This is a genomic window from Lentzea sp. HUAS TT2 (genome assembly GCF_051853195.1).
In the GTDB taxonomy this organism is placed as follows: domain Bacteria; phylum Actinomycetota; class Actinomycetes; order Mycobacteriales; family Pseudonocardiaceae; genus Lentzea.
Window position 1 is genome coordinate 1,163,723 of record NZ_CP196667.1, and the last position, 26,543, is coordinate 1,190,265.

Annotated in this window: 28 protein-coding genes; 6 read left to right on the top strand and 22 right to left on the bottom strand. The window is 68.2% G+C overall.

Annotated elements, in window-relative coordinates; genetic code table 11:
• Positions 1-82 precede the first annotated feature (82 nt).
• Positions 83-577, top strand: coding sequence for a beta-class carbonic anhydrase (locus ACSHWB_RS05835; protein ID WP_439661061.1), 495 nt, complete (start codon positions 83-85; stop codon positions 575-577).
• 382 nt (positions 578-959) lie between these two features.
• Here the strand turns inward: ACSHWB_RS05835 and ACSHWB_RS05840 are convergent, their stop codons facing one another.
• From ACSHWB_RS05840 to rlmN, 3 genes are read right to left on the bottom strand one after another with little or no spacing between them, the layout of a single operon-like run.
• Positions 960-1,634 carry a hypothetical protein gene (locus tag ACSHWB_RS05840; protein WP_439661062.1) on the bottom strand — a complete coding sequence of 225 codons (675 nt, stop codon included), beginning with the start codon at positions 1,632-1,634 and terminating at the stop codon, positions 960-962.
• Complete coding sequence (locus ACSHWB_RS05845) at positions 1,631-2,272, bottom strand: hypothetical protein (RefSeq protein ID WP_439661063.1); 642 nt, start codon at positions 2,270-2,272, stop codon at positions 1,631-1,633. The genes ACSHWB_RS05840 and ACSHWB_RS05845 overlap by 4 nt, the downstream gene beginning before the upstream one ends.
• Before the next feature lie 43 nt (positions 2,273-2,315).
• Positions 2,316-3,422: a 23S rRNA (adenine(2503)-C(2))-methyltransferase RlmN gene (gene rlmN / locus ACSHWB_RS05850; RefSeq protein WP_439661064.1), complete on the bottom strand. Its 1,107-nt coding sequence runs from the start codon at positions 3,420-3,422 to the stop codon at positions 2,316-2,318.
• 77 nt (positions 3,423-3,499) lie between these two features.
• Here rlmN and ACSHWB_RS05855 point away from each other — a divergent pair, with 77 nt between their 5' ends.
• Positions 3,500-4,003 carry a PadR family transcriptional regulator gene (locus ACSHWB_RS05855; RefSeq protein WP_439661065.1) on the top strand — a complete coding sequence of 168 codons (504 nt, stop codon included), beginning with the start codon at positions 3,500-3,502 and terminating at the stop codon, positions 4,001-4,003.
• A 1-nt stretch (position 4,004) separates the two neighbouring features.
• Here the strand turns inward: ACSHWB_RS05855 and ACSHWB_RS05860 are convergent, their stop codons facing one another.
• From ACSHWB_RS05860 to ACSHWB_RS05875, 4 genes are all read right to left on the bottom strand, one after another.
• Complete coding sequence (locus tag ACSHWB_RS05860; protein WP_439661066.1) at positions 4,005-4,982, bottom strand: aldo/keto reductase; 978 nt, start codon at positions 4,980-4,982, stop codon at positions 4,005-4,007.
• 10 nt (positions 4,983-4,992) lie between these two features.
• Complete coding sequence (locus ACSHWB_RS05865) at positions 4,993-5,631, bottom strand: hypothetical protein (RefSeq protein WP_439661067.1); 639 nt, start codon at positions 5,629-5,631, stop codon at positions 4,993-4,995.
• A gap of 85 nt (positions 5,632-5,716) precedes the next feature.
• Positions 5,717-6,814, bottom strand: a complete 1,098-nt coding sequence (locus ACSHWB_RS05870; RefSeq protein ID WP_439661068.1) for a polymorphic toxin-type HINT domain-containing protein — start codon at positions 6,812-6,814, stop codon at positions 5,717-5,719.
• Positions 6,815-6,899: 85 nt separating this feature from the next.
• Positions 6,900-7,643, bottom strand: a complete 744-nt coding sequence (locus ACSHWB_RS05875) for a class I SAM-dependent methyltransferase (RefSeq protein WP_439661069.1) — start codon at positions 7,641-7,643, stop codon at positions 6,900-6,902.
• Between the two features lie 95 nt (positions 7,644-7,738).
• Between ACSHWB_RS05875 and ACSHWB_RS05880 the strand changes: the two genes are divergently transcribed.
• On the top strand, positions 7,739-8,557 hold the full coding sequence (locus ACSHWB_RS05880; protein ID WP_439661070.1) for a VOC family protein: 819 nt from the start codon (positions 7,739-7,741) through the stop codon (positions 8,555-8,557).
• Here ACSHWB_RS05880 and ACSHWB_RS05885 read toward each other — a convergent pair.
• The 7 genes from ACSHWB_RS05885 to rpsB form a co-directional block, all read right to left on the bottom strand.
• Positions 8,554-9,144 carry a hypothetical protein gene (locus tag ACSHWB_RS05885; protein ID WP_439661071.1) on the bottom strand — a complete coding sequence of 197 codons (591 nt, stop codon included), beginning with the start codon at positions 9,142-9,144 and terminating at the stop codon, positions 8,554-8,556. The two genes, ACSHWB_RS05880 and ACSHWB_RS05885, sit on opposite strands and share 4 nt — an antisense overlap.
• A complete protein-coding gene (locus tag ACSHWB_RS05890; RefSeq protein ID WP_439661072.1) occupies positions 9,141-9,674 on the bottom strand; it encodes an RNA polymerase sigma factor in 534 nt (177 codons plus the stop codon). Before ACSHWB_RS05890 ends, ACSHWB_RS05885 begins: the two co-directional genes overlap by 4 nt.
• Positions 9,675-9,714: 40 nt before the next feature.
• Positions 9,715-10,569, bottom strand: a complete 855-nt coding sequence (locus tag ACSHWB_RS05895) for a phosphatidate cytidylyltransferase (RefSeq protein WP_439661073.1) — start codon at positions 10,567-10,569, stop codon at positions 9,715-9,717.
• Positions 10,570-10,637: 68 nt separating this feature from the next.
• The gene (frr, locus tag ACSHWB_RS05900) at positions 10,638-11,195 is read right to left on the bottom strand and encodes a ribosome recycling factor (protein ID WP_439661074.1); all 558 of its coding nucleotides are present in this window, start codon (positions 11,193-11,195) and stop codon (positions 10,638-10,640) included.
• A gap of 61 nt (positions 11,196-11,256) precedes the next feature.
• Positions 11,257-11,967, bottom strand: coding sequence for a UMP kinase (pyrH, locus tag ACSHWB_RS05905; RefSeq protein ID WP_396426237.1), 711 nt, complete (start codon positions 11,965-11,967; stop codon positions 11,257-11,259).
• Between the two features lie 126 nt (positions 11,968-12,093).
• Positions 12,094-12,909, bottom strand: coding sequence for a translation elongation factor Ts (gene tsf, locus ACSHWB_RS05910; protein ID WP_439661075.1), 816 nt, complete (start codon positions 12,907-12,909; stop codon positions 12,094-12,096).
• Positions 12,910-12,980: 71 nt separating this feature from the next.
• The gene (gene rpsB / locus ACSHWB_RS05915) at positions 12,981-13,817 is read right to left on the bottom strand and encodes a 30S ribosomal protein S2 (protein ID WP_439661076.1); all 837 of its coding nucleotides are present in this window, start codon (positions 13,815-13,817) and stop codon (positions 12,981-12,983) included.
• A 372-nt stretch (positions 13,818-14,189) separates the two neighbouring features.
• Between rpsB and ACSHWB_RS05920 the strand changes: the two genes are divergently transcribed.
• Positions 14,190-14,663 (top strand): M23 family metallopeptidase, encoded by a 474-nt coding sequence (locus ACSHWB_RS05920; protein WP_439661077.1) that lies wholly within the window; start codon positions 14,190-14,192, stop codon positions 14,661-14,663.
• Positions 14,664-15,944: 1,281 nt separating this feature from the next.
• Here the strand turns inward: ACSHWB_RS05920 and ACSHWB_RS05925 are convergent.
• Together ACSHWB_RS05925 and ACSHWB_RS05930 are read right to left on the bottom strand one after the other, a co-directional pair.
• Positions 15,945-16,940 carry a FliA/WhiG family RNA polymerase sigma factor gene (locus ACSHWB_RS05925; RefSeq protein WP_439661078.1) on the bottom strand — a complete coding sequence of 332 codons (996 nt, stop codon included), beginning with the start codon at positions 16,938-16,940 and terminating at the stop codon, positions 15,945-15,947.
• Complete coding sequence (locus ACSHWB_RS05930; RefSeq protein WP_439661079.1) at positions 16,915-17,892, bottom strand: tyrosine recombinase XerC; 978 nt, start codon at positions 17,890-17,892, stop codon at positions 16,915-16,917. Before ACSHWB_RS05930 ends, ACSHWB_RS05925 begins: the two co-directional genes overlap by 26 nt.
• A gap of 157 nt (positions 17,893-18,049) precedes the next feature.
• Between ACSHWB_RS05930 and ACSHWB_RS05935 the strand changes: the two genes are divergently transcribed.
• Together ACSHWB_RS05935 and ACSHWB_RS05940 are read left to right on the top strand one after the other, a co-directional pair.
• Complete coding sequence (locus tag ACSHWB_RS05935) at positions 18,050-18,586, top strand: hypothetical protein (RefSeq protein WP_439661080.1); 537 nt, start codon at positions 18,050-18,052, stop codon at positions 18,584-18,586.
• Positions 18,583-20,115 (top strand): M48 family metalloprotease, encoded by a 1,533-nt coding sequence (locus ACSHWB_RS05940; protein WP_439661081.1) that lies wholly within the window; start codon positions 18,583-18,585, stop codon positions 20,113-20,115. Before ACSHWB_RS05935 ends, ACSHWB_RS05940 begins: the two co-directional genes overlap by 4 nt.
• Positions 20,116-20,140: 25 nt before the next feature.
• Here the strand turns inward: ACSHWB_RS05940 and dprA are convergent, their stop codons facing one another.
• The 6 genes from dprA to lepB form a co-directional block, all read right to left on the bottom strand.
• Positions 20,141-21,256, bottom strand: a complete 1,116-nt coding sequence (dprA, locus tag ACSHWB_RS05945; protein ID WP_439664529.1) for a DNA-processing protein DprA — start codon at positions 21,254-21,256, stop codon at positions 20,141-20,143.
• Between the two features lie 1,249 nt (positions 21,257-22,505).
• Positions 22,506-24,026: a YifB family Mg chelatase-like AAA ATPase gene (locus tag ACSHWB_RS05950; protein ID WP_439661082.1), complete on the bottom strand. Its 1,521-nt coding sequence runs from the start codon at positions 24,024-24,026 to the stop codon at positions 22,506-22,508.
• Between the two features lies 1 nt (position 24,027).
• The gene (locus ACSHWB_RS05955; RefSeq protein WP_439661083.1) at positions 24,028-24,399 is read right to left on the bottom strand and encodes a YraN family protein; all 372 of its coding nucleotides are present in this window, start codon (positions 24,397-24,399) and stop codon (positions 24,028-24,030) included.
• Between the two features lie 162 nt (positions 24,400-24,561).
• The gene (locus tag ACSHWB_RS05960; RefSeq protein ID WP_030468024.1) at positions 24,562-24,885 is read right to left on the bottom strand and encodes a DUF2469 domain-containing protein; all 324 of its coding nucleotides are present in this window, start codon (positions 24,883-24,885) and stop codon (positions 24,562-24,564) included.
• Positions 24,885-25,676 (bottom strand): ribonuclease HII, encoded by a 792-nt coding sequence (locus ACSHWB_RS05965; protein WP_439661084.1) that lies wholly within the window; start codon positions 25,674-25,676, stop codon positions 24,885-24,887. Before ACSHWB_RS05965 ends, ACSHWB_RS05960 begins: the two co-directional genes overlap by 1 nt.
• Entirely contained in the window at positions 25,673-26,536 is an 864-nt protein-coding gene (lepB, locus tag ACSHWB_RS05970; protein ID WP_439661085.1) for a signal peptidase I, read from the bottom strand. Before lepB ends, ACSHWB_RS05965 begins: the two co-directional genes overlap by 4 nt.
• Positions 26,537-26,543: the final 7 nt, after the last annotated feature.

Here is a 26,543-nt window from a genome sequence, read left to right on the forward strand (position 1 = left end):
TTCTCACCTTCTGGGCCCAGTTGCACGTATGCGCATACGGCAGTTGGCTCAAGCGCAACCCCAGGTGAGAGGAACCACAACCATGTCGGTCACCGACGAACTGCTGGCCAACAACGCCCTCTACTCCGCACAGTTCTCCGGCCCCCTCCCCCTGCCGCCCGCCAAGCACGTGGCCGTCGTCGCCTGCATGGACGCCCGCATCGACGTCTACCGCGTGCTGGGCCTGAACGAGGGCGAGGCGCACGTCATCCGCAACGCGGGCGGCGTCGTGACCGAGGACGAGATCCGCTCGCTCGCCATCAGCCAGCGCCTGCTCGGCACGCGCGAGATCATCCTCATCCACCACACCGACTGCGGCATGCTGACGTTCACCGACGACGAGTTCAAGCGCTCGATCCAGGACGAGGTGGGCATCAAGCCCTCCTGGTCCGCCGAGGCTTTCGGTGACCTGGAAGAGGACGTGCGCCAGTCACTCGCGCGGATCCTCGGCAACCCGTTCGTGCCGGTGAAGGACTCGGTGCGCGGCTTCGTGTTCGACGTGGCGACCGGCGCGCTGACCGAGGTGAAGCAGCCCTAAGCACCTGACAAGAGGCCTTGTCCGAAACCTCGTGTCCTAGTCGGGGCCGAGGCGTCTGCAAGTACCACCAACTCTTGATCGAATCGCCGTCAACCACACCCAACCTGTTCGCCGCCTGACGAACAGGCGCCGTGCGCTCGGGGCCTCGCAAGCCTGTTGGTGGTAGGAATGTGCCTGTTGATGTTGAGTTGAGTGGTACTTGCAGACGCCAGAAGGGCCAGGTGCGGGGTCGCTCGGGCTAGGAACGGACCCAACCTCTGGCAACAGGCTCAGAGGCTGGCCCAGCAGTAGAGCCGCTCGCCGCCTCCGCGGCCCGTCGGTGACGGTGAGGACCAGCACCTCACCGTCATCTTCGATCGCCAGGTCGTGCCCACGCCCAGTGTCAGGCGTTCGCGCTGACCCGGTGCTCATCGCAGTAGACGACGTGCATCCAGTCCCAGTCCCGCTCGACCTTGATCTCCGCACAGCAGTGGCCACCGGGGTTCTCATGCATCTGCCGGGGCCCGTCCTCGACCAGCCGCCGCCACTCGTCCCCGTTGAGCGCGAACGCTTTCCAGCTGCCGGTGAGGAACAACGTGTCCGCCGCGAAGTGATGCCGCACCAGGTCGCGATACGTACGACGCAGCGGCTGGTAGTCCGGCGTCAGCAGACCGTCGATCGACGGAAACCCTCTACTGTGGACGGTGTGCGGCCTGCCGGCCCCGAGCCGTGCCCGCACCTCCTTCCACCGCGACGGCGGAAAGCCGAGACTGTGGTGCATCAACACGAGGTCCAGCAACGGTTCATCGCCGTCCCCGAGCCCCCGGCACTCCCACTCGGTCTCGCGCAACGGCAAGTACACCAACGTCCTGGGCGACCGCATGGCGAACTCCCACGCCATCGCCAGCTCACGTGCCGCAGCCTTGTCCACGATCACCTGCACGCCGAGATACGCGTCACACGTGTCGTACAGTGGCGCGTGCTTCAACGGCTTGGCCGGCCGCACCACCCGGTACTCGTCCCTGCCCAGCCGCACTGTGCTGACGAGCGTGCGCCAGCGTTCCCCCTCGAGTTTCATCGGCGCGTGCTCACCCTGTGCTCATCGCAGTACACGACGTGCAGCCACTTCCAGCACTGCTCATCCTTCGTGACCTCGGCACAACAGTGGGTGCCAGGAACCTCGTGCATGTGCCGCGGACAGTCTTCGACAAGCTGCCGAAACGCCTGCCCACCCACTTGGAACGCGGGCCTGCTTCCGACGACGAACGCGGTACCGGCCACGACGTCGCCGCGCAGCAGCTCCTCGTTCCCCCAGTAGGCCGGCTCATCGCGGTCCTGCCGCAACCCTTGGCAGACAACGGTGTGCGGCCGTCCACCCCGGAGCTTGGCGCGCACGTCCTTCCACTTCGACAGGCGAAACCCGAGGCTGTGGTGCAGCAGCACCAGATCCAACGACGGCCCATCGCCCCGCCGGCACTCGCAGTCGCTCTGCCGCAACGGCAGGTACACCAACGTGCGCGGCGACCGCATCGCGAACGCCCACGCCATGCCGATCTCGAGCGCCGCCGACTTGTCCACGCACGCCTCGACGCCCATGTAGCCCTCGTACAGCGGCGCATGACGCAACGGCCGGGCAGGCCGCACCACTCGGTACTCGTCCTTGCCCAGCCTCACCGCGCTGACGAGCGTGCGCCAGCGTTCCCCCTCGAGTTTCATCGCGGGGACGGTAACGCCAGGTCAGCAGTTCGAGCTAGCGATTTCAGCCTTCGGCGGCGAGCTGACCGCAGGCCGCGGCGATCTCCTGCCCGCGCGTGTCCCGCACGGTGCACTCGACACCCTGCTCACGCACCCGCCGCACGAACTCCCGCTCAACAGGCTTCGGCGACGCGTCCCACTTGCTGCCCGGCGTCGGGTTCAGCGGGATCAGGTTCACGTGCACCAACTGCCCCAGGTGCTTGCGCAGCTTCTTGCCGAGCAGATCGGCACGCCACCCCTGGTCGTTGATGTCGCGGATCAACGCGTACTCGATGCTGACGCGCCGCCCGGTCTTGTCGGCGTACCCGCGGGCCGCCTCCAGCACCTCGGCGACGTTCCACTTCGTGTTGACCGGCACCAGCGTGTCGCGCAGCTCGTCGTCCGGCGTGTGCAGCGACACCGCGAGGCGGACCTGCAGGTTCTCCTCGGTCAGCTTCTTGATCGCCGGCACGAGACCGACGGTCGACACGGTGACGTGCCGCTGCGAGATCCCCAGGCCGTCCGGCGCCGGGTCGCAGATGCGGTGAACGGCCTCGAGGATGCGCTTGTAGTTCGCGAGCGGCTCACCCATGCCCATGAACACGATGTTCGACAGCCGGCCGGGACCACCGGGCAGGTCGCCGTCACGCATGGCGGCGGCACCCATCCGCACCTGGTCCACGATCTCCGCGGTCGACAGGTTGCGCTGCAGGCCGCCCTGGCCGGTCGCGCAGAACGGGCACGCCATGCCGCAGCCGGCCTGCGACGAGATGCACAGCGTCGCGCGGTCCGGGTAGCGCATGAGCACGGACTCGATGAGCGTGCCGTCGTGCGCGCGCAGCAACGTCTTCGACGTCGTGCCCTCGTCGGCAGTGACCTTGCGCACGACCGTGAACAACGGCGGCATCAGGTCGGCGACGAGCTTGTCCCGCGTACCCGCCGGGATGTCGGTCATCTCGGCAGGGTCGACGGTCAGGCGGCTGAAGTAGTGGTTCGACAGCTGCTTCGCCCGGAACGGCTTCTCGCCAAGGGCCGCAACGGCTTCCGCGCGTTGAGCGGGCGAGAGGTCGACCAGGTGGCGCGGCGGCAGGCCGCGCTTGGGCGCGTCGAAGACAAGGGGAAGCGAGGTCATAGCACATCTAGTGTCCCACGAACTTCACCAACACAAGACCGTTGCATCGCGATAGGTTCCGATATATCGTTAGCGACATGATGATGAAACCACACCACAGAGAGCACCACCACAGGCATCGCCGCGGTCCCTTCGGGGGCGGCGGCAGGGGCGGCCGCCAGAGGCGCGGCAACGTCCGGGCGGCGGTTCTGTCCTTGCTGGCAGAACGGCCGATGCACGGCTACGAGATCATTCAGGAGATCGCCAGGCGCACCGGCGGCGTGTGGAGCCCGAGCCCCGGCTCGGTCTACCCGACGCTGCAGATGCTCGCCGACGAAGGCCTCGTCTCCGCACTGGAAGAAGGAGGCAAGAAGCTGTTCACCGTGACCGAGCACGGCAGGGCGGAGCACCCGGCCCCGCCCTGGCGCGACATCGAGTTCCAGCTCGACCCGGTCGACGGCGAACTGCGCACAGCGGTCCACCTGCTCGGCGCCGCGATGGAGCAGATCTCCCACGCGGGCACGCCCGAGCAGAAGACCCGCACGGTCGAGCTCTACAACGAGCTGCGGCGCAAGCTGTACGCCATCCTCGCCGAGGAGTGAACTACCACCGGTCGTGCACGTGCGGCCGAATCAGCTCGTCGTACACCTCGGCGACGGCCTTGCCGTCCACCGGTTCGAGCGCGGCGGCCTGCGAGTTGCCCCGCGCCTGCTCCACGTTGCGAGCACCGGGAATCACCACCGTGACGCCGGACTGGTCCACGATCCACCTGAGCGCGAACTGCGCCATCGTGGCCCCTTCCGGCACCAGCGGCCGAAGCCGTTCAACGGCCTCCAGCCCCACCTCGTAAGGCACCCCGGAGAAGGTCTCGCCTACGTCGAAGGCCTCACCGTTGCGGTTGTAGTTGCGGTGATCGTCCGCACCGAACGTCGTCGCCTTGTCGTACTTCCCGGTCAGCAACCCGGACGCCAGCGGCACCCGCGCGACGATCGCGACCCCCGCCTCGGCAGCCCGGGGCAGCACCTCTTCGAGGGGCTTGAGCCGGAACGCGTTCAGGATGATCTGCACGCTGGCCACGTGCGGACGCCTGATCGCCTCCAAGGCCTCCTCGACCTTCTCCACGGACACGCCATAAGCGGCAATCCGTTGCTGCTCAACCATCTCGTCCAAGGTGTCGTACACCTCGTCACGGCTGTACACAGCGGTGGGCGGACAGTGCAGCTGCACGAGGTCCAACGTGTCGACGCCCAGATTGCGGCGGCTCCGGTCGTTCCACGCGAGGAAGTTCTCCCGGCTGTACCCCTCGGCGACCTGCGCCGGCAGCCGCCGCCCCATCTTCGTGGCGACGAACACACCGTCGTCCTTGCGCTCCTTGAGGAACCGACCGACGAGCGTCTCACTGCGACCATCGCCGTACACGTCGGCGGTGTCGAAGAAGTCGACCCCCGTGTCCGCCGCGGCGTGCAGCAACGCGAGCGCGTCGCTCTCGTCCACCTCGCCCCAGTCGGCGCCGAGCTGCCAGCAACCCAGCCCGACGACGCCGACCTGGCGGTTCAACCTGCCTGCGATTCGCTTCTCCACGAACCGAAGCCTAATCCCGATCTCCCTCGGAGACTGCTTCAGCGGCGATGACCACGAGTGCGCTCCGCAGTGCACCCGACAGGTCTGCTATCCGGCTGAGCACATCGGCGTCCTGACTGTCCAGCAACCGGAGGATCTCCAGCTGGGTCCAGATCTCCTGCGCAGGCAATGACGGGACGTCCTCGTAGGGGGCAGGCGAATTCGAATCGAATTCAGCCACCGATGTCAATTCCATACAGTCCAGCTCCTGCGCGATGTCCACGGCGAGCGAGCTGCAGAAATCCGACCATTCCTGAAGCGAGGAACGCTCTCCGCTCCCAGTTGCCCTCAGCACCAACTCCGATGCCATGGAGAGCAGAGAAGCCCGATCGGTCTCCTCTGGCAACTCACCCGTCTCGGGATCTGCCGCATAGACCGCCAAACTCTGCTGTTTCGACCTCACAGCACTCAGTACGGCAGCCACGTCACGCGTCTCCCCCAACTCCACCAAGGAGCCGGCAGAGAACGGCGCGACATCTTCCTCCACCACGCCGGCCGCCACCAGGACGGCCGACGCGCGATGGATGCAGCCGAGCGCACTCAAGGTCAAACCCCAGTCAGAAGCGCTTTCGAGTGCTGCGGCGAGCCCTCTGTACGGTTCCTCAGGCATGATCACAAACTCCAGAACATCCGCCAGGGGGAATTCATCTTGCTCGACCTGAAACCAGGGCCACCAACGGAAATTCCGTTGCCCGTCAGGTCAGGATAGCAGTGCCCCAACAGATGCCCGTTGAGGTTCCACCTTCAACGATGCCCCACTCCTGCACCCCGGTGTTCGGGTTGAACAAGTTGTTGATGATGGTCTCTTCCGCGTGCCCGTCGCCTTTTTGGAAGATCTCATTTGGGCGAAGTGACTCATTCTTCCGCCAGCCGGTCGGCATGTACTTCTTGTTGCTCGCCACCCAAGTCTGCTCCAACGCCCTCCCAGCCCCGTCTACCTGGCCAGTGAGGCTTCGGACACGCACGACCGAGGTGTTGCCGCTCCAGCCTGCTTGCTTCTGCAGTTCGGTGGCGCGCTGCATGAGCTGGAACGCACCACACGGAGATCCGCCTCCGGCTCCGTAATTGTGAACGAGAACCGACGTGTTCCCGACAAGGACATAGAAGGTGTGCAGGCCGTCGACCGTCAGGTTGTAGACCAGCCGGTACTCGGTTCGGCTAGCGGTGCCAACCACCTCGACCAAAGAGCCATCAGCGGTACGCAGGTCATCGCCCGCCTCGAGTTCGTCCGCCTCGCGCCAGGCCGCCCGGTTCTCGACCCAGAACGGGTGCCCCCCGGTCGCGGTCAGGACATCAATCCGGTCGCCCTCGTCACCGTCGACGTCGACGGTGATCTTGACCAGTTCCTTCCAGCCCTTGCCGACGATCAGGTCTGTGACTTCGCGAGGCCCTGTTTCGCCTGTTGTCGGATCGGTGGCCAGGACTTTGTCACCGGGCTGGACCTGCCGAATCGGCTTGGTGGAACCGTCCTCCATCAACACAGGCGTGTCAGCGGTGAAACTGTTGAGAGCGCGCACACAGCCCGCCGCACCGACAGCCGCGTCACCGAACTTCTGCAGGCCCTTGCCGATGAGCTTCGCGCCCGTCGCCGCCGCCCCCGCGAACGGCACCAACGCCGCCGCAGACAGCGCCGCGTTCACGTAGTCACCCTCAGCGAGGTACCAGACCGCGTTGATGCCGTCCGCGATCTCGCCGACCACGGGGATCATGCCGACCACGTCGAGAATCGTGTGGCCGACCTCGGACCAGTTGAGGTTGCTGACCTTGTTGTCGACCCACTCCCCTACGGACAACGGGACCAGGTTCGTCGGCGGACATTCGCCGAAACCCAAGCACTGAGCCGATGGGGCGGGGAGCCCATCAAAGCTCCCCGCCCCATCAGACGATCAGCCCTTTCGGCTTGCGCCGGACATGCAGCCGATACCCGACCGGAAAGCTCAACCCGCTCACCGACGCAACAGCCCGCTCGGCCACCTTCGCCGAGAATTCGATGCGCAGCACGGCTTCCAGATCCTCGCGCGTCTCAAAACGCCACTCCGCGGTAACCCGCCGAAGCGAAAACCCGTTGTCGGCGAAGAACTTCTCCACCACAGCCGGGTCGTACCGCGGCTCATCCGAACGCAGCCACGGCCCATACGGATCGGCCGAACCATCCAGATCCACGATCGCGAGCGCACCCCCAGGCCGCAGCACCCGATCAGCCTCCCGCAGTCCCGGTTCGCAGCCCGGCCCGAAGAAGTACGCGGTGCGCGCGTGCACCAGATCGGCGGACGCGTCGTCGAGCGGGAGCCGTTGCGCGGGACCGGAAACGGCGCGCGCGTTCGGCAACTCAGCCACCCGCTGCTTGGCCCGGACGACCAGGGGCGGGTGCGGTTCGACGCCCGTCACGGACTTCGCGGTGCGGGCGAACAGCGGCAGGTGGAATCCGTCGCCGCAGCCGATGTCCACGACATCAGCGTCACTAAACGGACATTCTTCGCTTAACGCCGCCCAAATCGCGCCGTGGACGTCCTGCGCGCGGTTCTCCACCTCGTAGACGTCGGGCCAGTGCCAGATGTTCGGACTGGGCACGACATCTGCCGGGCGCACCGCGTTCAGCGCCGCTCGCACGAATCCCCTCACGGAGACACTGTAGGGCCTCCATTTGCCTGTGACCGTTCGAATTCGTCCAACTACGGCGTAGCGTGATGGCAATTCTCCCCCTGCAGGAGGCGGCAGTGTCGATCGCTCCCAACTCGCCCCAGCTCGCGCCGTTGCTGTCCGGAAGTCCTTGCTGGGTCGAAAGATCCGTCGACGACCTCAAGGGCGCGATCGAGTTCTACACCGGCCTGTTCGGGTGGCATTACGCCGACGACGCGGGCTACACGGTGGCGATGGTGGACGGCATTCCCGTCGCCGGGCTGCCGCAGGGCGAGCCGGACGCGTGGCGGTTGTACCTGGTCACGCCGCATGCACGCGCTACCGCGGAGAAGGCGTTCCATCTCGGCGGCTCGGTGCTGCGCAACCCCGAGGACGGCGCCGACCACACGCAGAGCACGGTGATCGAGGACCCGACCGGCGCCGTCGTCGGGTTCCGGCACGTGCCGCCGGACTGGCGGTTCGGCATGGGCGGGCACGGCGCCTACGCCTGGGCCGAACTGAACACGCGTGACGGTGCGGCGGCCGACGAGTTCTTCGGCGAGCTGTGCCACTACGACATCACGCAGATCGGCGACGGCCACCGGCTGGACTACGCGTCGTGGTCCGTCGAGGGCACCGAGGTGATCGGCCGGCAGAAGATGGGGCGCGAGTTCCCGTACGGAGAGCGCTCCCACTGGATGGTGTACTTCAACGCCGCGCCCGAGATCGGCACCGACTCGGTGGCTTATCGGGTGCTGGAGCTCGGCGGCCGGGTGACCGTCGAGCCCTACGACACCCCGTTCGGACGCATCACCGTGGTCGAGGACCACGCGGGAATGGCGTTCTCCGTGATCGACCAGTCCCGCGTGATCGAGGCCGAGCCGCGCACCGAGGTGGACGACCCGTACGACGACTAGCGCGTCGGCAGCAGCGAGGAGATGGGCTGCGGTGGCTCACCTCCGGGCACGCACACCGGCATCTCTCCGCGCACGAACCCGATGTAGAGTTCCATGCCGTTGCGATTGAAGTCGATCGCGGAGAGGACGATCTTGGCGTCCGCGGGGATCCGATCGCGGTAGATCTTCACCTGGTACATGTCGACGCGCGGGTCCCACTCGACCGGCCGGGTCTCGTCACCCTTCCTCTTCGGGCCAAGCCCCTGCATCTTGCTGTACTCCGTCATCGGGCAGTCCACCCGCATCGGCACCGCGAATGCGCGGATGCCACGACCGCGCAGCTCCGCCGTCGCCGCATCGAACGCCTGGACCTCGCGGATCGTCAGAGTCACGGAGCCGTCCGGGTTGTCCACCAAGGCGTACGCGGGTGGCGCGCCGCCGAAGTAGCCGGGTGCCACCGCCGCGCCGGTCGCCAGCACCGCCGCCACCGCTGCCGCGGCCAGCCACCGGCCGACGTTCCCACGCTTCGCCGTACGGACGCTCTTCACCAGTGTGGGGCCGTGTTCCTGCTCCAACTGGGCCCAGAGATTGTCTTCGAACTTGGTCATCGTGCCTCCACCTCGTCGTTGACGACCGCGCGGAGGCGTGCCATGGCGCGATACAACCTGGTGCGCATCGCTCCCTTGGGCACGCCGAGCGCTTCGGCCGCTTCCTTGGGCGCGAGACCACAGAGGTGCACGAGTTCGACGGCTTCCCGTTCCAGCTCAGGGAGTTCCGCGAGCCGTTCCAGCAGCGCGCGGCCGGGCCGTTCGGCGTCGATGCGGGCTTCCAGCTCGGCCAGTTCGTCGCCGTCGAGCTCACGCCGGCCGCCCGCCTTGAGCACCAGGTCGCGGGTGCGGGCGGAGCGTTCGAGATGGGCGGCGAACGTGTGGCGGGCGATGCCGTAGAGCCAGCTGGTCGCCGTGCCCTTGCCGGCGTCGAACGTGCCGTACGACGTCATGGCACGGACGAACGTGTCCGCCGTCAGGTCCGCGACCACCTGCGGTTCGGTGCATCTGCGCGCGAAGAACCGGGTGATCGCGCCGACGTCGGCGCGGTAGATCCGCTCGAACGCCGCCAGTACCTCGTGGTCTCTCACAACCACTAGTTGCGGCGTTGCGCGGAAAACGTCACAGCGACTACTGCACGAAGAGGTGCAGCAGCAGCCAGGAGGCGACGGCGGACGGGAGGAGCGAATCCATCCGGTCCATCAGGCCGCCGTGACCGGGCAGCAGCGTGCCCATGTCCTTGATGCCCAGGTCGCGCTTGATCAGCGACTCGACCAGGTCGCCCGCCGTGGCCGTGACGACGAGCGCGGCACCGAACAGCGCGCCCTGCCACCACTGGCCGTCGAGCAGCGTCGTCACCGTGATCGCGCCGCCGACCACACCGGCGGTCAGGGAGCCCGCGAAGCCCTCCCAGGACTTCTTCGGGCTGATCGTCGGTGCCATCGGGTGCTTGCCGAGGAAGACACCGGCCGCATAACCGCCGACGTCGGACAGCACGACACCGATGATGAACGCGAACGCACGGCCCGCGCCGTCCTCAGGAACGACGAGCATGGCCGCGAACGCCGCGAACAACGGCACGTACGCGACGGTCAACACCGATGCGCTGAGGTCGCGCAGATAGCCGTCAGAGCCGCCGCGGAACCGCCAGATCATGCACACCAGCACGGTGACCACGAACGCGGTCATCATGCCGGAGCGCTCCAGCGGCCACGACAGCCAGATGATCGCCTGACCACCGATCAACGCGGGCCACAGGGCGACGTTGATGCCGCTCTTGCGGAAGGCGTTCGCCATCTCCCACGTCGACACCGCCGCGGCGGCCGCGACGATGCCGATGAAGGTCTCCTTGACGGTCAGCAGCGACGCGATGATCATCGCGCCGAGGCCGACCCCGACCAGGATCGCCGCCCGCAGGTCACGACCCGCGCGCGACGGCTTCGACGTGGGGACGTCCGCGGGACCGCCTGCCACCTGTGCTCCCATCAAGACCTCCGCCCGGCCTGGGCAATCACGCCTGCGGCGACTCGGCCGGGCGAACCATCAGTGGAACATCAGACTTCGAGGAGTTCGGCTTCCTTGTGCTTCACGAGCTCTTCGACCTGCGCGACGTAGCGGTGGGTCAGAGCCTCGAGCTCCTTCTCACCACGGGCGCCGTCGTCCTCGCCGACCTCGCCGTCCTTGACGAGCTTGTCGATCTCTTCCTTCGCCTTGCGACGGACGCCGCGCAGGGAGACCTTCGCGTCCTCGCCCTTCGACTTGGCGACCTTCACCATGTCCCTGCGGCGCTCCTCGGAGAGCTGCGGGATCACGATGCGGATGATCGAGCCGTCGTTGCTCGGGTTGACGCCCAGGTCGGAGTCCCTGATCGCCTTCTCGATGGCGTTGAGCTGGCCCGCGTCGTACGGCTTGACGACCGCCATGCGCGCCTCGGGAACGGTGATGCTCGCCATCTGGTTCAGCGGCGTCATCGAGCCGTAGTAGTCAATGTGGATGCGGTTGAACATCGAGGGAGTCGCACGACCGGTTCGGACGGAGGAGAGGTTCTCCTTCGCCACCGAAACCGCCTTTTCCATCTTCTCCTCGGCGTCGAGGAGGGTCTCGTCGATCACGACTGCTCCTTGCTCTGCGTTTTCGTGCCCAATTCCCGGTCCTGGAGAGATCCCACCAGGTCTAGAAGGCCGGGCGGCCACCGGGGGTGCTGACCAGAGTGCCGATCTTCTCACCACGCACCGCGCGCGCGATGTTCCCCTCGGTGAGGAGGTTGAAGACGAGTATCGGCATGTTGTTGTCCATGCAGAGGCTGAAGGCCGTCGCGTCGGCGACGTTCAGGCCGCGCTCCAGCACCTCGCGGTGGGTGATGTTGTCGAACATCAACGCGTCCGGGTCGATCTTGGGGTCGGCCGTGTAGACACCGTCGACGGCCTTGGCCATCAGGACGATCTCGCAGCCGATCTCCAGCGCGCGCTGGGCGGCCGTGGTGTCCGTGGAGAAGTACGGCAGGCCGGCGCCGCCGCCGAAGATCACGACGCGTTCCTTCTCGAGGTGGCGCATCGCGCGGCGAGGGATGTACGACTCGGCGACCTGCGTCATCTGGATGGAGGTCTGCACGCGCGTGTCGATGCCGTGCTCACGCTCGAGGAAGTCCTGCAGCGCCAGGCAGTTCATGACCGTGCCGAGCATGCCCATGTAGTCGGCGCGCGAACGGTCCATCCCGCGCTGCTGGAGCTCGGACCCGCGGAAGAAGTTGCCACCACCGATCACGACGGCCACCTGCACGCCGGACTTGTGGACGGCCGCGATCTGCTTGGCGACTGTCTGGACGACGTCGGGATCAACGCCGACGCCACCGCCGCCGAACATCTCGCCACCGAGCTTGAGCATCACCCGGTTGTAGCCGTGGCTACCTTCTTCGCTCACAGGTCCTCTCCTCGCGCTTTTGGCCTGGAAACTTCTGTGGACACGCCAAGGGCGGGGTCGCTGGTACCTGCAACCCCGCCCTCATGCGAATCAGCTCTGGCCGACCTCGAACCGAGCGAAACGGGTAACCGTCACGCCGGCCTCGTCCAGAAGAGCCTTGACCGTCTTCTTGCTGTCCGTCACGGAAGCCTGCTCGGTGAGCACGACATCCTTGAAGAAGCCGTTGACGCGACCCTCGACGATCTTGGGGAGCGCACCCTCGGGCTTGCCCTCCTCGCGAGCGGTCTCCTCGGCGATGCGACGCTCGTTGGCGACGAGCTCCTCGGGAACCTCGTCACGGGTGACGAACTTCGGGCGCATCGCGGCGATCTGCATCGCGGTGCCCTTGGCGACCTCGGCGTTGTCGCCGGTGTACTCGACCAGGACGCCGACGGCGGGCGGCAGGTCCGCAGCGCGCTTGTGCAGGTAGACCGAGACGGTGCCGTCGTAGTCGACGGCCTTCGCCAGCTCGAGCTTCTCGCCGATCTTGGCGGAGAACTCCTGGACCAGCGCGTCCACGGTCTTGCCGTCGACCTCGACGGCCTTGAGGGCGTCGACGTCGGCGACCTTGTTGGCCTTGGCGAGCGCGACGATGTCGTCGGCCAGGGCGATGAAGTCGGCGTTCTTGGCCACGAAGTCGGTCTCGCAGCGCAGCTCGATCATCGCGCCGTCCTTGACGGCGACGAGGCCGTTGGACGTGGTGCGCTCAGCGCGCTTGCCGACGTCCTTGGCGCCCTTGATGCGCAGGATCTCGACGGCCTTGTCGAAGTCGCCGTCAGCCTCGTCCAGCGCCTTCTTGCAGTCCATCATGCCGGCGGCGGTCAGCTCGCGGAGCTTCTTGACGTCCGCGGTGGTGTAGTTCGCCATCGTTTTCCTTCTGCGATGTACGCGCTTAGGTCACGAGGTGCCCGCTTGTTGCGGGCACCTCGTGGGGGAAATCAGGACTGGACGGGCTGCTCGGCCGGAGCCGGGGCCTCAGTCGCGGGGGCCGTGTTGGTGGTGAGGAGCTCCTGCTCCCACTCCGCCAGCGGCTCGTCAGCGGCGACCTCGGGCTTGTCCTGGCCCTCGGCGGCGTCGCGGCGGGCACCGGAGCGCTGCATGAGACCGGCGGCGGCGGCCTCGGCCACGACCTTGGTCAGCAGAGCCGCGGAACGGATCGCGTCGTCGTTGCCCGGGATCGGGAACTCGACCTCGTCCGGGTCGCAGTTGGTGTCGAGGATCGCGACGATCGGGATGTTCAGCTTGCGAGCCTCGCCGACCGCGATGTGCTCCTTCTTGGTGTCCACGATCCACACGGCGCTGGGCACCTTGGACATGTCGCGGATACCGCCGAGCGTGCGCTCCAGCTTGTCCTTCTCACGGTTCATCATCAGGATTTCCTTCTTGGTGAAACCCTGGAAACCGCCGGTCTGCTCCATCGACTCGAGCTCCTTGAGGCGCTGAAGCCTCTTGTGGACCGTCGAGAAGTTGGTGAGCATGCCGCCCAGCCAGCGCTGGTTCACGTAGGGCATGCCGACGCGGAGGGCCTCGTTGGCGATGGCCTCCTGCGCCTGCTTCTTCGTGCCGATGAACAGGATCGACCCGCCGTGCGCGACCGTTTCCTTCACGAACTCGTAAGCCCGGTCGATGTAGGTCAGCGTCTGCTGCAGGTCGATGATGTAGATGCCGTTGCGCTCAGTGAGGATGTAGCGCTTCATCTTCGGGTTCCAGCGTCGGGTCTGGTGCCCGAAGTGCACGCCGCTGTCAAGCAGCTGCTTCATGGTTACGACGGCCATGGCCGGTTCGCACCTCATCTGTAGGGACGCGCGAGGTCTCACCTTTGCGCGTCAGTTCGGTTTTCGCTTCCGGTCGGGTTCGACCATCGGCCCTGGTGCCGAAGCCGCCGTCCGCACCCGCCGGGCATCTCTGCTCCGTCAGGACCGTCGGACGTCGTGACTCGACCCTGCTGGGATCAGCCGGTCGGATCTGCGTTGGCACGCGAAGTCGTCCCGCGCACAGACGGGACGCGCCCAAAAGTCTACTCCCCATCCCCGACAAACTTCGAATCGCCCCTACCTCGCAGGGCGTAGTTGTCCACAACCGGCGAGTTGTCCACAGTTTCCCAATACCCGCTGGTCCCGGGGTGGCCCTTCCCCGACCGTTGACCCATGCCCCTCCTCCCCACCGCCCTGCTGCTCACGACGCTGCTGGCCCCGCCACCGGAGCGCTTCGCATGGCCCCTGCCCCCGCCGCACGCGGTGGTGCGCGCCTTCGAGGCCCCGGCCTCGCCGTTCGGCCCCGGCCACCGCGGCGTAGACCTCTCCGCACCCGCCGGCACCCCGGTCCTGGCCTCGGGTGACGCGACAGTCGTCTTCGCAGGGGCGGTGGCGGCAAGGACCCTGGTGTCGCTCCAACACCGCGCGGGCCTGCGCACCACCTACGAACCGATCGCCCCCACCGTCACCGCCGGGCGCCCGGTGCGCCGCGGGGAGGTGATCGGCCACCTGCAACCAGGTCACTGCCCGTCGGCCTGCCTGCACTGGGGCGCCCGCCGCGACACCGCCTACCTGGACCCGCTCCGCCTGCTCAGCGCGGGCCGAGTCCGCCTGCTGCCGCTCCCCGCTCCCGCCCGCGGCGGCTGACCGACCTGCGCCGCGCGGCACGCCCGCACGGCGCTCCGATCGGGCGCTTCCCGCCGTTCTCCGGCGGCTGACCAGCGGCACACCCCGACACGCCGCAAGCGCCCGCCAGGTGCCGGGAGGCGGCAACCCCGCTCACCTCCCCGCCTCCCGGCCCACCTGCACGCCTCGCCTGGCCCGCAACCGCTGGCCACGTACTCCCGCAGCCGCCGACCACACCCAGGAGCCCGATGTCCCGCACTGACGCCCAGCCGGCCCGCTCGCCGCAGGGACGGCGAACAACTGGGCAGCACGCCCTCCCAGCGCCGCGACTCCACGGCGACTCCGAGGCCGCGTTGGACGCTCTCGCGCCAAGCCGCCCACAACGGCCGCGACACCGGCGAGGTCCAGCCCCGCCGGCACAAACCGCCAGCACGCCCATCAATGCACGCCCGCGTCCCCCGCCCAGACGCCAGTCAACGTTGTCGCCCGCCGCCAGGTCGATGGCCCCCAGCCGCCGGGCACCCGGATCGCGGGTTCAGCGGCTGTCCGACCCCCAGCGGGTTGAGCGGCCGTTCGACCCCGGCGCGGTTCGCCAGTTGCTCGAGCCCCGGCGCCGGTCCGCGAGCTGCCCGAGCCCCACGAGGATTTGCCAGTCGCCCAAGCCCCAACGCGCGAGTTCAACAGCCGCTCGACCTGGCGCGGACTCGCCGACCGCACGGCCCTGGGACCGCGAGCTTCCCCAGCCGCCCACCCCAGGACCGCGGGTTCGCCAACCGCCCGACCTCCGACATGGGTTCGCCAATCACCCGACATCGGACGTACGTGTTCCATCGACCGACGCCAGGCGCGTGTTCTCTGGCCCGACAGCCGGAGGCGCTGGGTGCCCGACTCTCCGCGTCTGTGTTTGCCAGGCGCCCGGTTCCCGGATCTGCCTGTTCGTCCGTCCGGCGGTCGAAGCGCGCCGATCGCGAACTGCCCACCTTGCGGTACAGGCGGTCACAGGCCGCACGACGGCGGCCCTACCCGTTTCGGAGCATGATCGGCGTTCTACGCATCTGCCCATCGGCCGCCCGTTTCCCCGGTTCCGGCGTTCGGCGCGATGCCCGAGCGGGCACGCGGCGTACTTGGAGCAGGCCCAAGTGCCACCCGTTCGAGTGAATTAGCCCTGGCAAGGGGCGGAAAGGGGTGTTAAGCCACCTTTTGTGAGGTTCACGCGGCTTCCCGGTACGGCTGTCCTGCGGTCCGGTACGCGCGTTCGACAGCCCGGCGCGCGCCAGGCTGCGGGGGTTGACCGAGGTGCGGTCAGGCCTCGGACTGCTCGTTGAGCTTGGTGCGCAGGCGCAGGACGGCGCGGGTGTGCAGCTGGCAGACCCTGGACTCGGTCACGCCGAGGACCTTGCCGATCTCGGCGAGGGTCAGGTTCTCGAAGTAGTAGAGGGTCACGACCACGCGGTCGCGTTCTGCCAGCTGGGCGATCGCGTCGGCCAGCTGACGGCGGCTGTCCTGGTCGACAAGGCTCGCCACCGGGTCTTCCGCGGCGTCGTCGGGCAGCGACTCCGCCAGGGAGGAGCCGCCCTTGTTCGGGGCGATCAGCTCGTCGAGCGCGACGACGCTGGTGAGCTGGAGCTGGCCGTAGAGCTCACGCAGCTCTGCCAGGCCGATCTTGAGCTCTGCGGCGAGCTCGCGGTCGGTGGGCGTGCGCTGCAGCTTGGCGCCGAGGCGCTCCAGGGCTCGTTCGACGTCGCGGGCACGGCTGCGGACCGAGCGCGGCACCCAGTCCTGGGAGCGCAGGTCGTCGAGGATCGCGCCGCGGATGCGCTGCATGGCGTAGGTCTCGAACTTGAGGCCGCGTTCCGGCTCGAACTTCTCGATCGCGTCGACCAGGCCGAAGATGCCGGACTGGATCAGATCGGCCACGTCCACGTGCGCGGGCAGGCCGGTGCCGACGCGGCCGGCGACGTACTTGACCAGCGGCGCGTAGTGCAGCACCAGGCGGTCGCGCTGGCTCTGGTCACGGGACTCGCCGTAGCTGCGCCACAGGGCGACGATGCCGGCTTCGACGTCGTCACCGGAACGCACGTCCGTGCGCGTCACCGCAGTCGGAACGGCCGCGGGCGTGCCGTTGACATGCGTGTTGGCACCGGGCTCGGGGGTCGCCTCGGTGCGTGGCGCGCCGTTCTGACGGTGCCCGTTGCTCGCCTGCTTCGACACTGGTGCGGGCAGGACGGGTTCAGGGGGCACGGTCGCCGTACGCGATCCTCCCCCTGCGGCGTCAGGAACGGGGGTGGGTTCGGTCATGGATCGCCTTCAGCCGTTCGACAGTGACGTGTGTGTAAAGCTGAGTCGTTGCGAGCGTAGCGTGACCAAGCAGTTCTTGGACGGTGCGCAGGTCCGCTCCTCCTTCCAGCAAATGGGTCGCAGCGGAGTGGCGCAACCCGTGCGGCCCGATGTCGGGCGCGTCCGGTACCACGGCGACGACCTCGTGAACCAGCGTGCGAACGGCCCGCTGGTTAAGCCGGCCGCCGCGGGCACCGAGGAACACCGCCGGCGGCGAATCCGGTGCTACCAGGGCGTTTCGCCCCTCGTCCACCCATCGCCGCAGCGCTCGTTCGGCGGGTACGCCGAACGGCGTGGTGCGCTCGCGTCCACCTTTGCCCAGAACTCGAATCACCCTTAGGGAGTAGTCCACGTCGTCGAGATCAAGACCACAGAGTTCGGCCACGCGGATACCTGTGGCGTACAGCAACTCCACCACGGCCTGATCACGCAGCGCAACCGGATCGCCTTGGGACGCGCCAGAGGATACGGCGCTCAACGCGTCTTTCGCCTGGTCCTCGCGCAGCACTGACGGCAGCGTCCGATGCGGCCGCGGAGCAGCGAGCCGAGGCCCCGGATCCGAGGCCAGATGCCCTGCTCGGTGCGCCCACGCCGTGAACGCGCGTGCAGCCGCGGCACGCCGCGCGAGTGTCGTGCGACTCGCACCGGCAGTGCGTTGCGCAGCAAGCCATGACCGCAAATTGGTCAGGTCAATGCGCTGGACATCTGCGTTTTCCGGAATATTCCCCGCGACATGTCCAAGCAATGCCACCGCGTCACCGATGTAAGCGCGCACCGTGTGCGGCGACAGATCACGCTCCAACATCAGGTGCCGTTCGTAGTGCCGCAACACGTCTGCAACGTTCGCCGGCAGTTTTTCGCGCAGGCGAACGAGATCGACACGACGTGTCCGACCATGCGGCGGCGGGGACATAGGCCAAGACGCTGCGCCAGTCGGGGCGTTTGGTCAAGTATCGCCACACCCTCGCCCCATTTGAGAGCGCTCTCATGATCGGGAACACGATAACGTTTCAACTCCCTGTGACGAGCAGGGGTTTGGCCGCACGCACAGATCACCTTTCGGAGTAGCGATGGCAGCCAGCACCACCGTCCGAACAGCCGACGAGCTCGCGCGCCGAGTCGTGCGCAAGATCGCCCCCGAGGAACTGTCCTCGTTCGACATCGTCGCCGCCCCCTATCTGGAGAGCCCCAAGCAGGCAGAACGCCGCCTGCGCCAGGCAGCCGACGACCCGCTGGGCTTCGGCCTGGGCGACGTCATCGCGATGGCGACCCCGGTGATCGCCCTCGTGTCCGGCAGCGTGATCAGCGCCGTCTCTGACAACGTCGGCAAAGCGATCACCGACGGCACCTCGAACGCCGTGCGCAAAGCGTGGCGAAAGCTCCGCGGCAAGCCCGTCGCACCACTCGAACTGCCGCCCACGCCGCTGACCACCACTCAACTCACCGAAGTGCGTCAGATCGCTCTTGAGCGCGCTCTCTCGCTCGGCATGGACCAACAGAAGGCCGACGCGCTCGCGGACGCCGTCGTCACCGCCCTCGTATTACGCGACAACAACCCGGACCTCGACGGCGACACCAGACGCGAGGCCGGTGACACCTCCGCATGACCGAAGAGAAGCTGCAGGTCAACCCCAGGGCATTACCGTCCGAGATGGTCCTTCTGCTTCTCCTCCTGGCGGCGACAGTGCTGCTCAACGTCTTCTTCGTCGCGAACTGGCTGTCCGGCCTCGAACAGGGTGGCGCAGGCGCCTACCTGCAGAAGCTCCAGATGCTCCTGACCCCTGGCCTCGCGGTCTACGGCCTCTACACCGCCGTCCGCATCCGCCGCTCCACACCACTCGCCGAAACCGGCCTCCGCGAGGCCGGCAAGGCCGTGGCGGAGTTGGTGCGGCAGGTGAGCCCGCCGCGCCACGTGGATGTACGCCTCGGCCAACACCTGGGCAGCCGCGCCTACGTCACCGGCCCGCCGCGCAAGCCGATCGTCGTCCTGGGACCGGAGATCCTGGCGCTGCACTCGATGCCCGGCGAACGCAAAGCCGTGTTCGACGCCGTGGTGCGCCACGAACTCGCACACGTGCACGCAGGCGACCTCTGGTGGTACCAACTGGCCACCGTCCTGCGGTTCGCCAACCTCTCCACCGGCTTCTTCGCCCTGCTGGTGCTGTGGCTGGATGTCCTGCTCGACCGCGGCGACGTCACCTCCTTCCTCGTGAGCACACTGCGCCTGGCCGCACTGACCCTCGTCACCGAACTGATCGCGCGCGCCTTCCTGCGCGCCCGTGAACACGCCGCCGACCTGCACGCGGCCGAGTTCGGCGTGGAAGGCCTCCTGGCAGCCGTCAAAGCACACGAGACCGACCAGACCCGCTCGGTGGTCCGCACCTGGCTGCGCCATCACCCCGGCGCCGACGAACGCTCCCAAGCCCTGACGAACCCACTGCGCCTGCTGGCCTCACCGATCGGCCAGGTGCTCCTGGGCGCCGCGGCAGCGGGCGCGGCCTTCGTCACGTTGCAGGATCTGCTGCTCAGCGGCGACACCCAGGACAGGAACACCCCGATCATCACCGGCGTGGCGATCGGCATCCCGCTGACGCTGTTCGCGGCCTTCTACCTGTGGCGCGGCGCCTGGCAGGAAGACCGCAACCGCTTGCGCCCCCTGCTCACCGCCGCCGCGCTGCTCTCCGGCCTGGTGATCGGCAGCCACCTGCCGCTCTACACCCGGATCTTCGACCAGGCTCCGATCGGCATCCCGATCGCACCATCCGTTCTCCTCGCCCTGGTTGTCGGCACTTCGGGCCTGTGCTGGTGGCTCGACGCCCTGGCCGCGTCATGGCGCCGCACCGACCCCGGCGCTTCCCGCATGCCCTCCTTCCTCACGTATGCCGTGCCTAGTGCCTGCTTGGCTGGCGGCTGGCTGTTCACGGTCTTGTGGACCTGGTCAGCCAGACTTCGTGGCGTCTACCTCGGCTGTCCGACCGAGGAGGCCAGGAACCTGCCGATCTGCCAGTCGTCGACGCAGCAGTCCGACGTGGCGGTGACGGTCGCGACGGACTTCGGTCTCACGTTCTGGTCGATCCTCACCGCAGTGGTCGTCGTGGCCGCGCTCGCAGTCCCGCGCTACCTGCGCACTCGGTGAGACATCCGTCCACAGTGGACTCTCCTCACCTCATCTCCAGCTTCTGCCAGCCCTCGTCGACCTGAAGCGCCAGCCCAGCGAGTTCCAGCTCGGGCAACAACGCCCGCACCCGCTCCAACGGCACCCCGGACTCGACCGACACGACCTCGTCGCTGACGCCACTCCGCTTCCCGAGGGCCTCGTACACCCGCATGGCCTCCCCCTGCGGCGCGCCGAGGTCGCTCTCCTTCTCGGCGGGTTCGGTGGCGAGGTCGTCCCCGAACCGCCCCACCGACTCCACGATCTCGGCGACCGAACTCACCGACACCGCCCGTCCGTCCCGCAACAACTCGTGGCAGCCAACAGAACTCGCCGACGTGACGGGCCCGGGCACCACCATCAACGGCCGCCCCAGCGCGAGCGTGATCGCAGCCGTGTTCTTGGCTCCGCTGCGCCGCCCGGCCTCCACGACGACGGTGCCGCCACCCAGCGCGGCGATGAGCCTGTTGCGAGTGAGGAAACGATGCCGCGCGGGCATCACGCGGGGCGGGTACTCGCTGACGATCAGGCCTTCCCTTGCGATCTTGGCGAGCAACCCCTGATGCCCGCCGGGATAGGCCTGGTCCGCCCCGCACGCGAGCACCGCGATCGTCAGTCCTTCGGCGCTGAGCGCACCTCGGTGGGCGGCGCCATCAATCCCGTACGCGGCACCGGAAACAACCGTCATGCCCGCCGACGCCAACCCGTAGGCGAACTCGCCGGCAACGTGCTCGCCGTACCCGCTGGAGGCCCGCGACCCGACTACGGCGACAGCCTTGTCCACCGCGTCGGCCAGGAAATGCGGCCCGCGCACCCACAACGCGAGCGGCTCGCCACCGCACCGGTGGCCGGAGATGTTCTCCAGTGCGAGCAACGGCCATCGCGGCCACTCCTCGTCTTCGGGGATGACCAGCCGGCCGCCACGCTCCGCGATGAGGTCGAGGTCCGCCTGGGCGTGCTCCTCCGCTCGCCGTGCGGATGTCTGGCTGGCCACGGTTGGCGAAATTTCGCCGGTTCGGACGCGTTCTGCGGCTTCGATCGGACCGACTTCGGCGACCAGAGCCGCGAGGTCCGCCGGGTAGGGCTCGGCGACGCGGGACAGGTAGGCCCTTGCTAGGCGGATGGCGTCGGTGGCGCGGGTGCTCGGTGGGGCTGTGGCCGGCTCGACAGCTCGAGTTGTGGCCGGGCTGGCGGCATGGGCCGCAGGCGGTTCGGCGGCTTGAGTGGTGCCCGGGTCGGTGGTCTGGGTGGTGGCTCGCGCGGTGGCCGGGTTGGCCGCTCGGGTGGTCTGGGCGATGGCTGAGTTGGCAGCCTGGGTGCTCGGTGGGACGGTGGCTGGCTCGACGGCTCGAGTGGTGGCCGGGCCGGCGACCTGGACCGCGGGCGGTTGGGCGGCTCGGGTGGTGGCTGGGTCGGTGGTCTGGGTGGTGGCGGGGCCATCAGGTCGGGTGGTGGCTCGCGGGGTGGCCGGTTCGACGGCCCGAGTAGTGACCGGGCTGGCGGCCTCAGCCGCGGGCGAATCGGCGGCTCGGGTGGCGGCTGGGTCCGTGGCCTGGGTGACAGATGAGTCGGTGGGCTGGTCGGCGGCTTGAGTGGTGACCGGGTCGACGGCCTGGTCGGCCGGTCGGGCGATGGGCCGGATGAGGGCGGGGTCGGCGGCGTGGCTGGCCGGTCGGGTGACGGCTTGAGGGGTGGCTGAGTCGGCCGGTCTGGTGGTTCGCGAAGTGGCTGACCTGGCGGTGAGCGGGGTTGCCGGGCCGCCGTCAGAAGGTGTGCTGGGTTCGTTGGCGAGTGCGGCTAGCCGGGTGGTCGGCATGGTGCTTGGTGAGGGGGCGGGTGGGGTGGTTGGCGTTGCGGTCAACGGAACCACCACCAGGGGAGCCAGCGGTGCCAGGGGGCCGGGCGCCACGGGTTTGGTGGGCTGGCGCCGGAGGTGCCGTTTCGGACTGTGCAGTGCAGTTGCAGGAGAGCTGGCATGGCGGTCTTGAACGAGGTTGCGACGGTTGCGGCTGGGATCAGGAGAGAGGTCATGAGTGGGCTCCTTGTTCGTCGGTGGGTGAGCGGGTCGCCCGCCGGGGAGGGGTGGGCGACCCGCTCGGGGCCGGGCACGAGTTGAGGCTCGCGGCTTGTGCCCGGTGGTTCGGACGCCTGGGTTGGGACAGGGGTCCGAACGTCTCTGTGGTGGGTGCCGGGCGCGGAGTGGGAGTGGGACTCCGCGCCCGGCTGCATGGGGCCAGCCCTTGCCTGGCGGTTCGCTGCTGGGCCGGCAGGTTGAGAGCCAGGGCCGTCGGTGGTGGCGCGTTGGGCGGGCGCTTGGTGGGGCCGGGCGCGGAGTCGGGGCTTGGGGGCTCCGCGCCCGGCGGCTTGTGTGGTCAGGGGGCTCTGCGTTCTCTGAACTGGAGGGCCGCTGCCACGTGGTCTGGGGTTGGGGTGTCGGCTTCTGCCAGGTCGGCGAGGGTCCAGGCCACGCGTAGGCAACGGTCTGCGCCTCTGCCTGTCAGGGCGCCTAGGGCTAGGGCTCGGTCCAGGAGGGCCGTGGTTGGTTTTGGTAGGGCGAACTCTCGGCGTAGGGACGGGCCTGGGACCAAGGCGTTGGCTTGCCAGGGGTGGCCGTGGGACGACCAGCGGGTGGCGGCTCTGGTTCTTGCCTTGAGGACTCGGGCTCGGACTACTGCTGTTGGTTCTGGTGGGGTGGCGTCGGCGTTGGCCATGGCTGTGGTCGCCCTCATTCGGACCCTCAGGTCGACGCGGTCCAGCAGCGGGCCGGAGAGGCGGGACTGGTAGCGGCGGCGGACCATTGCCGTGCAGATGCAGTCCGTTTCCTTCGGTGGGGCGCAGGGGCACGGGTTGGTGGCGAGGATCAGCTGGAAGCGGGCCGGGTAGCGGGCTATGCCGTCGCGGCGTGGGATGCGGACCTCGCCCTCTTCCAGGGCTGTGCGGAGGGCGTCGATGGTCTTCTGGCCGAACTCGCAGGCCTCGTCCAGGAAGAGGACTCCCTTGTGTGCCCTGGAGGCTGCGCCTGGCTTGGCCATTCCGCTGCCGCCGCCTATCAGGGCCGCTATCGACGTCGTGTGGTGGACGTCGACGAACGGTGGGCTGGCCACCAGCGGGTAGTCCGAGGAGAGGACGCCTGCTACCGAGTGGACTGCCGTCACTGCCAGAGACTCTTCGCGGGTCAGCGGAGGGAGTAGGCCCGGTAGGCGTTCGGCCAGCATCGTCTTGCCAGTGCCTGGCGGGCCCGTCAGGAGTAGGTGGTGGGCGCCTGCTGCGGCCACTTCCAGGGCCCAGCGGGCTTCTGGTTGGCCCACCACGTCTGCCAGGTCGGGGGCACTTGGCAGACGTGGAGTGGTTGGGGGCGGTGGTGGGTGCAGTGTTATCGGCTCGCCTCGTAGCCACGTCAGGACTTCGGCGAGGGTTTGGGCGCCGTGGAGTTCGATGCCGTCTACCAGGGTGGCCTCCGGCAGGGTGGCCACCGGGACGATCGCTGTCTTCAGGCCCGCTCGGCGGGCTGCCAGCAGGGACGGCAGGACGCCTCGGATGGCGCGGACTCGGCCGTCCAGGGCCAGTTCGCCCAGCAGGGCGGTGGTAGCCAGGCGTTCGCACGGGATCGAGCCGGCGGCGGCGAGGGTGGCGCAGGCGATGGCGAGGTCGTAGCTGCTGCCGCCCTTGGGCAGGTTCGCCGGGGACAGGCCCAGGACGATGCGCTGCTTCGGCCACTCCTCCTCGCTGTTGCGGACAGCGGCCTTCACGCGCTCCTTCGACTCGTGCAAGGAGGCGTCGGGAAGCCCTAGGAGGTGGGTGCGAGGCTGGCCGACGCCCACGTCGGCCTCGATCTCCACCGCTAGGCCGTCGACTCCGTACAGAGCGACGGACCACGCCTGCGCCAAGCCCATCTCAGGCTCCCCGCAGGTGCTGCAGGTGCGCCTCACCGGACGGGGGCCAGGTGACCGAGATCAGGTCGACGCGGACGTTGCACCAGCCGACGCCGTGCGCGCCCAGCCAGCGCAGGGCTGTGCGGCGCAGGCGGGAGAGCTTGCGTTCGTCGACCGCCTCGTCCGGGCGGCCCCAGACCGGACCGGACCTGGTCTTGACCTCGCAGACGACCAGGCGGTCGCCCTCCACGGCCACGACGTCGAGCTCACCGTCGCGGCACGTCCAGTTCCGCGACAGGACGACCAGGCCCTGCCCCTCCAGGTACCTGCACGCCAGATCCTCGCCCTGGCGCCCCTTCTCCTGCTGCCTGGTCTCGACCAGTGCCTGTGCCACCACTGCCCTCGCCTCCCTGCGGGTCGTTGGGTACGACCTTGCAGGGCGGGGCGGGTGGGGCGGCCGGGCTGAGGGGAATCTGTGGACAACTCAGCGGCTGTGGACAACTCGGCCGTTGTAGATCTTGAAACGGCGGAGTTGTCGGTGGGGTGTGCTAGTGGCCTAGGTGGGGAACGGCCCGCTTTCCGGCAAACGCAGGTCCGGCTTGTCCAGCTCCTCCACGTTCACGTCCTTGAACGTGATGACACGAACGTTCTTGACGAACCTCGCGGGGCGGTACATGTCCCACACCCACGCGTCCGACATGCGCACCTCGAAGTACACCTCGCCGTCGGCGTTGCGCACCTGCACGTCCACCGAGTTGGCCAGGTAGAAACGCCGTTCGGTCTCCACGACGAACGAGAACTGGCTGACTATGTCGCGGTACTCCTTGTACAGCGACAGCTCCATCTCGGTCTCGTACTTCTCGAGATCCTCTGCACTCATTACGCCTCCGCGCGGGTCATCTGCTCCGCGCCCTCACTCGTCGCGAGCTCCCCGGCGTCAGCCGGGGTTGCATCATTCTGGACCACGGCCGCCGTGGTCGTGCCGCGCGCCACCCTGTGCGGCGCGGCGAGCCCGTGCTTGGCAGCCGCCGCTGCCACATTTACATACGACCAGCGATGCTCCGCACACGGCCCGTGTTCCATCAACGCTGCCGTGTGGTCGGGCGTGCAGTACCCCTTGTGCACGTTGAACCCGTACTCGGGATGACGATCATGCAGATCCGCCATGATCCGGTCCCGCGTGACCTTGGCCAGCACCGATGCCGCCGCGACGCACGCCGCGGCCTGGTCTCCCTTGAGCACCGCCACGTTCGGCGCGGGCATGCCCGGCACCTTGAAGCCGTCCGTCAGGACGTAGCCGGGGTGCGTCGCCATCTGCGCCACCGCGCGCCGCATGCCCTCGATGTTCATGACGTGGATGCCCAGCCAGTCGATGTCGGCGGGCGAGACGACCACGACCGAGTGATCCAGCGCACGCTTGATCACCTGGTCGTACATCCGGTCGCGTGCGGCCGCGGTCATCAGCTTCGAGTCGTTCAGCCCCTCGAACCGCGCGGCATCACCCGGTCGGAGGACGCACGCGGCGATCACCAACGGGCCTGCGCACGGCCCTCGGCCCGCCTCGTCCACGCCGGCGACAGGGCCGAGGCCCCGACGCTCCAGCGTGCTCTGCAGCGCCCAGTTCCCGGCAGAGCCCCGCACCACCGCGCGGGGCGGCATCAGCATGGTCATCGGCGGAATCGGTCTCGCACTCGACGCCCGAGCAGCAGAAGCGGCCACGCCGCGACGATACCGAGCCCCAGCGGAACGTTCTGCTGCCATCCCGGCGCGCCCATCGACACGGTCTGCGGGTCGTGGTCCGACACGCCGCCCCACCTCGACGGAGGCAGCACGATCACGCGCGCCTTGCCGATCACGTCGGCGACCGGCACGAGGCCGTTGAGGCCGCCCTGGCCCTGGCAGCGCGAGTCGCACGAGTGGTTGCGGTTGTCGCCGAGCACGAACAGCATGCCGTCGGGGATCTTGAGCTCCTCGAACGACTCCTGCTCGGCCGGCGTGCCCTCGTCGAAGTGCTTGTACGGCTCGTCGAGCGCCTTGCCGTCCACCGTCACGCGGTTCTGCTCGTCGCAGCACTTCACGGTCTGCCCGCCGACGGCGATCACGCGCTTGACGAAGTCCTCCTCGTTCGCCGACGGCAGGCCGATCAGCGACCCGATCCAGGACAGGCCCTGCGAGATCGGGTTCGCCGGCTCGTCGGAGATGAAGTCGTTCTGCCACGACGGCGGGCCGCGGAACACGATCACGTCGCCCGGCGCCGGGTCGGTGAAGCGGTAGGTGACCTTGTCCACGAGCACCCGGTCGCCGTAGCAGTCGGTGCACCCGTGCAGCGTCGTCTCCATCGACTCCGACGGGATCATGTAGACGCGGCCGAGGAAGATCTGGATGCCGATCGCGAGGCCGAAGGCGACCAGGATGAGTACCGGCAGTTCCTTCCAGAAATTGCCCTTTTTCTTCTGCTTCGCGGGTTTTCCCGAAGCGTCCGAACTGGGCTCGTCACCGGGCGCGTTCTGCTCTGGAGCGTCGTCGACCACGAGATCA

Coding starts and splice junctions, on each gene's coding strand:
- ACSHWB_RS05835 (WP_439661061.1), top strand. CDS start 83: ATGTCGGTCACCGACGAACTGCTGGCCAACAACGCCCTCTACTCCGCA.
- ACSHWB_RS05840 (WP_439661062.1), bottom strand. CDS start 1,634: ATGAAACTCGAGGGGGAACGCTGGCGCACGCTCGTCAGCACAGTGCGG.
- ACSHWB_RS05845 (WP_439661063.1), bottom strand. CDS start 2,272: ATGAAACTCGAGGGGGAACGCTGGCGCACGCTCGTCAGCGCGGTGAGG.
- rlmN (WP_439661064.1), bottom strand. CDS start 3,422: ATGACCTCGCTTCCCCTTGTCTTCGACGCGCCCAAGCGCGGCCTGCCG.
- ACSHWB_RS05855 (WP_439661065.1), top strand. CDS start 3,500: ATGATGATGAAACCACACCACAGAGAGCACCACCACAGGCATCGCCGC.
- ACSHWB_RS05865 (WP_439661067.1), bottom strand. CDS start 5,631: ATGCCTGAGGAACCGTACAGAGGGCTCGCCGCAGCACTCGAAAGCGCT.
- ACSHWB_RS05885 (WP_439661071.1), bottom strand. CDS start 9,144: ATGACCAAGTTCGAAGACAATCTCTGGGCCCAGTTGGAGCAGGAACAC.
- ACSHWB_RS05895 (WP_439661073.1), bottom strand. CDS start 10,569: ATGGGAGCACAGGTGGCAGGCGGTCCCGCGGACGTCCCCACGTCGAAG.
- pyrH (WP_396426237.1), bottom strand. CDS start 11,967: ATGCTCAAGCTCGGTGGCGAGATGTTCGGCGGCGGTGGCGTCGGCGTT.
- tsf (WP_439661075.1), bottom strand. CDS start 12,909: ATGGCGAACTACACCACCGCGGACGTCAAGAAGCTCCGCGAGCTGACC.
- rpsB (WP_439661076.1), bottom strand. CDS start 13,817: ATGGCCGTCGTAACCATGAAGCAGCTGCTTGACAGCGGCGTGCACTTC.
- ACSHWB_RS05920 (WP_439661077.1), top strand. CDS start 14,190: ATGCCCCTCCTCCCCACCGCCCTGCTGCTCACGACGCTGCTGGCCCCG.
- ACSHWB_RS05925 (WP_439661078.1), bottom strand. CDS start 16,940: ATGACCGAACCCACCCCCGTTCCTGACGCCGCAGGGGGAGGATCGCGT.
- ACSHWB_RS05930 (WP_439661079.1), bottom strand. CDS start 17,892: ATGTCCCCGCCGCCGCATGGTCGGACACGTCGTGTCGATCTCGTTCGC.
- ACSHWB_RS05935 (WP_439661080.1), top strand. CDS start 18,050: ATGGCAGCCAGCACCACCGTCCGAACAGCCGACGAGCTCGCGCGCCGA.
- ACSHWB_RS05940 (WP_439661081.1), top strand. CDS start 18,583: ATGACCGAAGAGAAGCTGCAGGTCAACCCCAGGGCATTACCGTCCGAG.
- ACSHWB_RS05950 (WP_439661082.1), bottom strand. CDS start 24,026: ATGGGCTTGGCGCAGGCGTGGTCCGTCGCTCTGTACGGAGTCGACGGC.
- ACSHWB_RS05960 (WP_030468024.1), bottom strand. CDS start 24,885: ATGAGTGCAGAGGATCTCGAGAAGTACGAGACCGAGATGGAGCTGTCG.
- ACSHWB_RS05965 (WP_439661084.1), bottom strand. CDS start 25,676: ATGACCATGCTGATGCCGCCCCGCGCGGTGGTGCGGGGCTCTGCCGGG.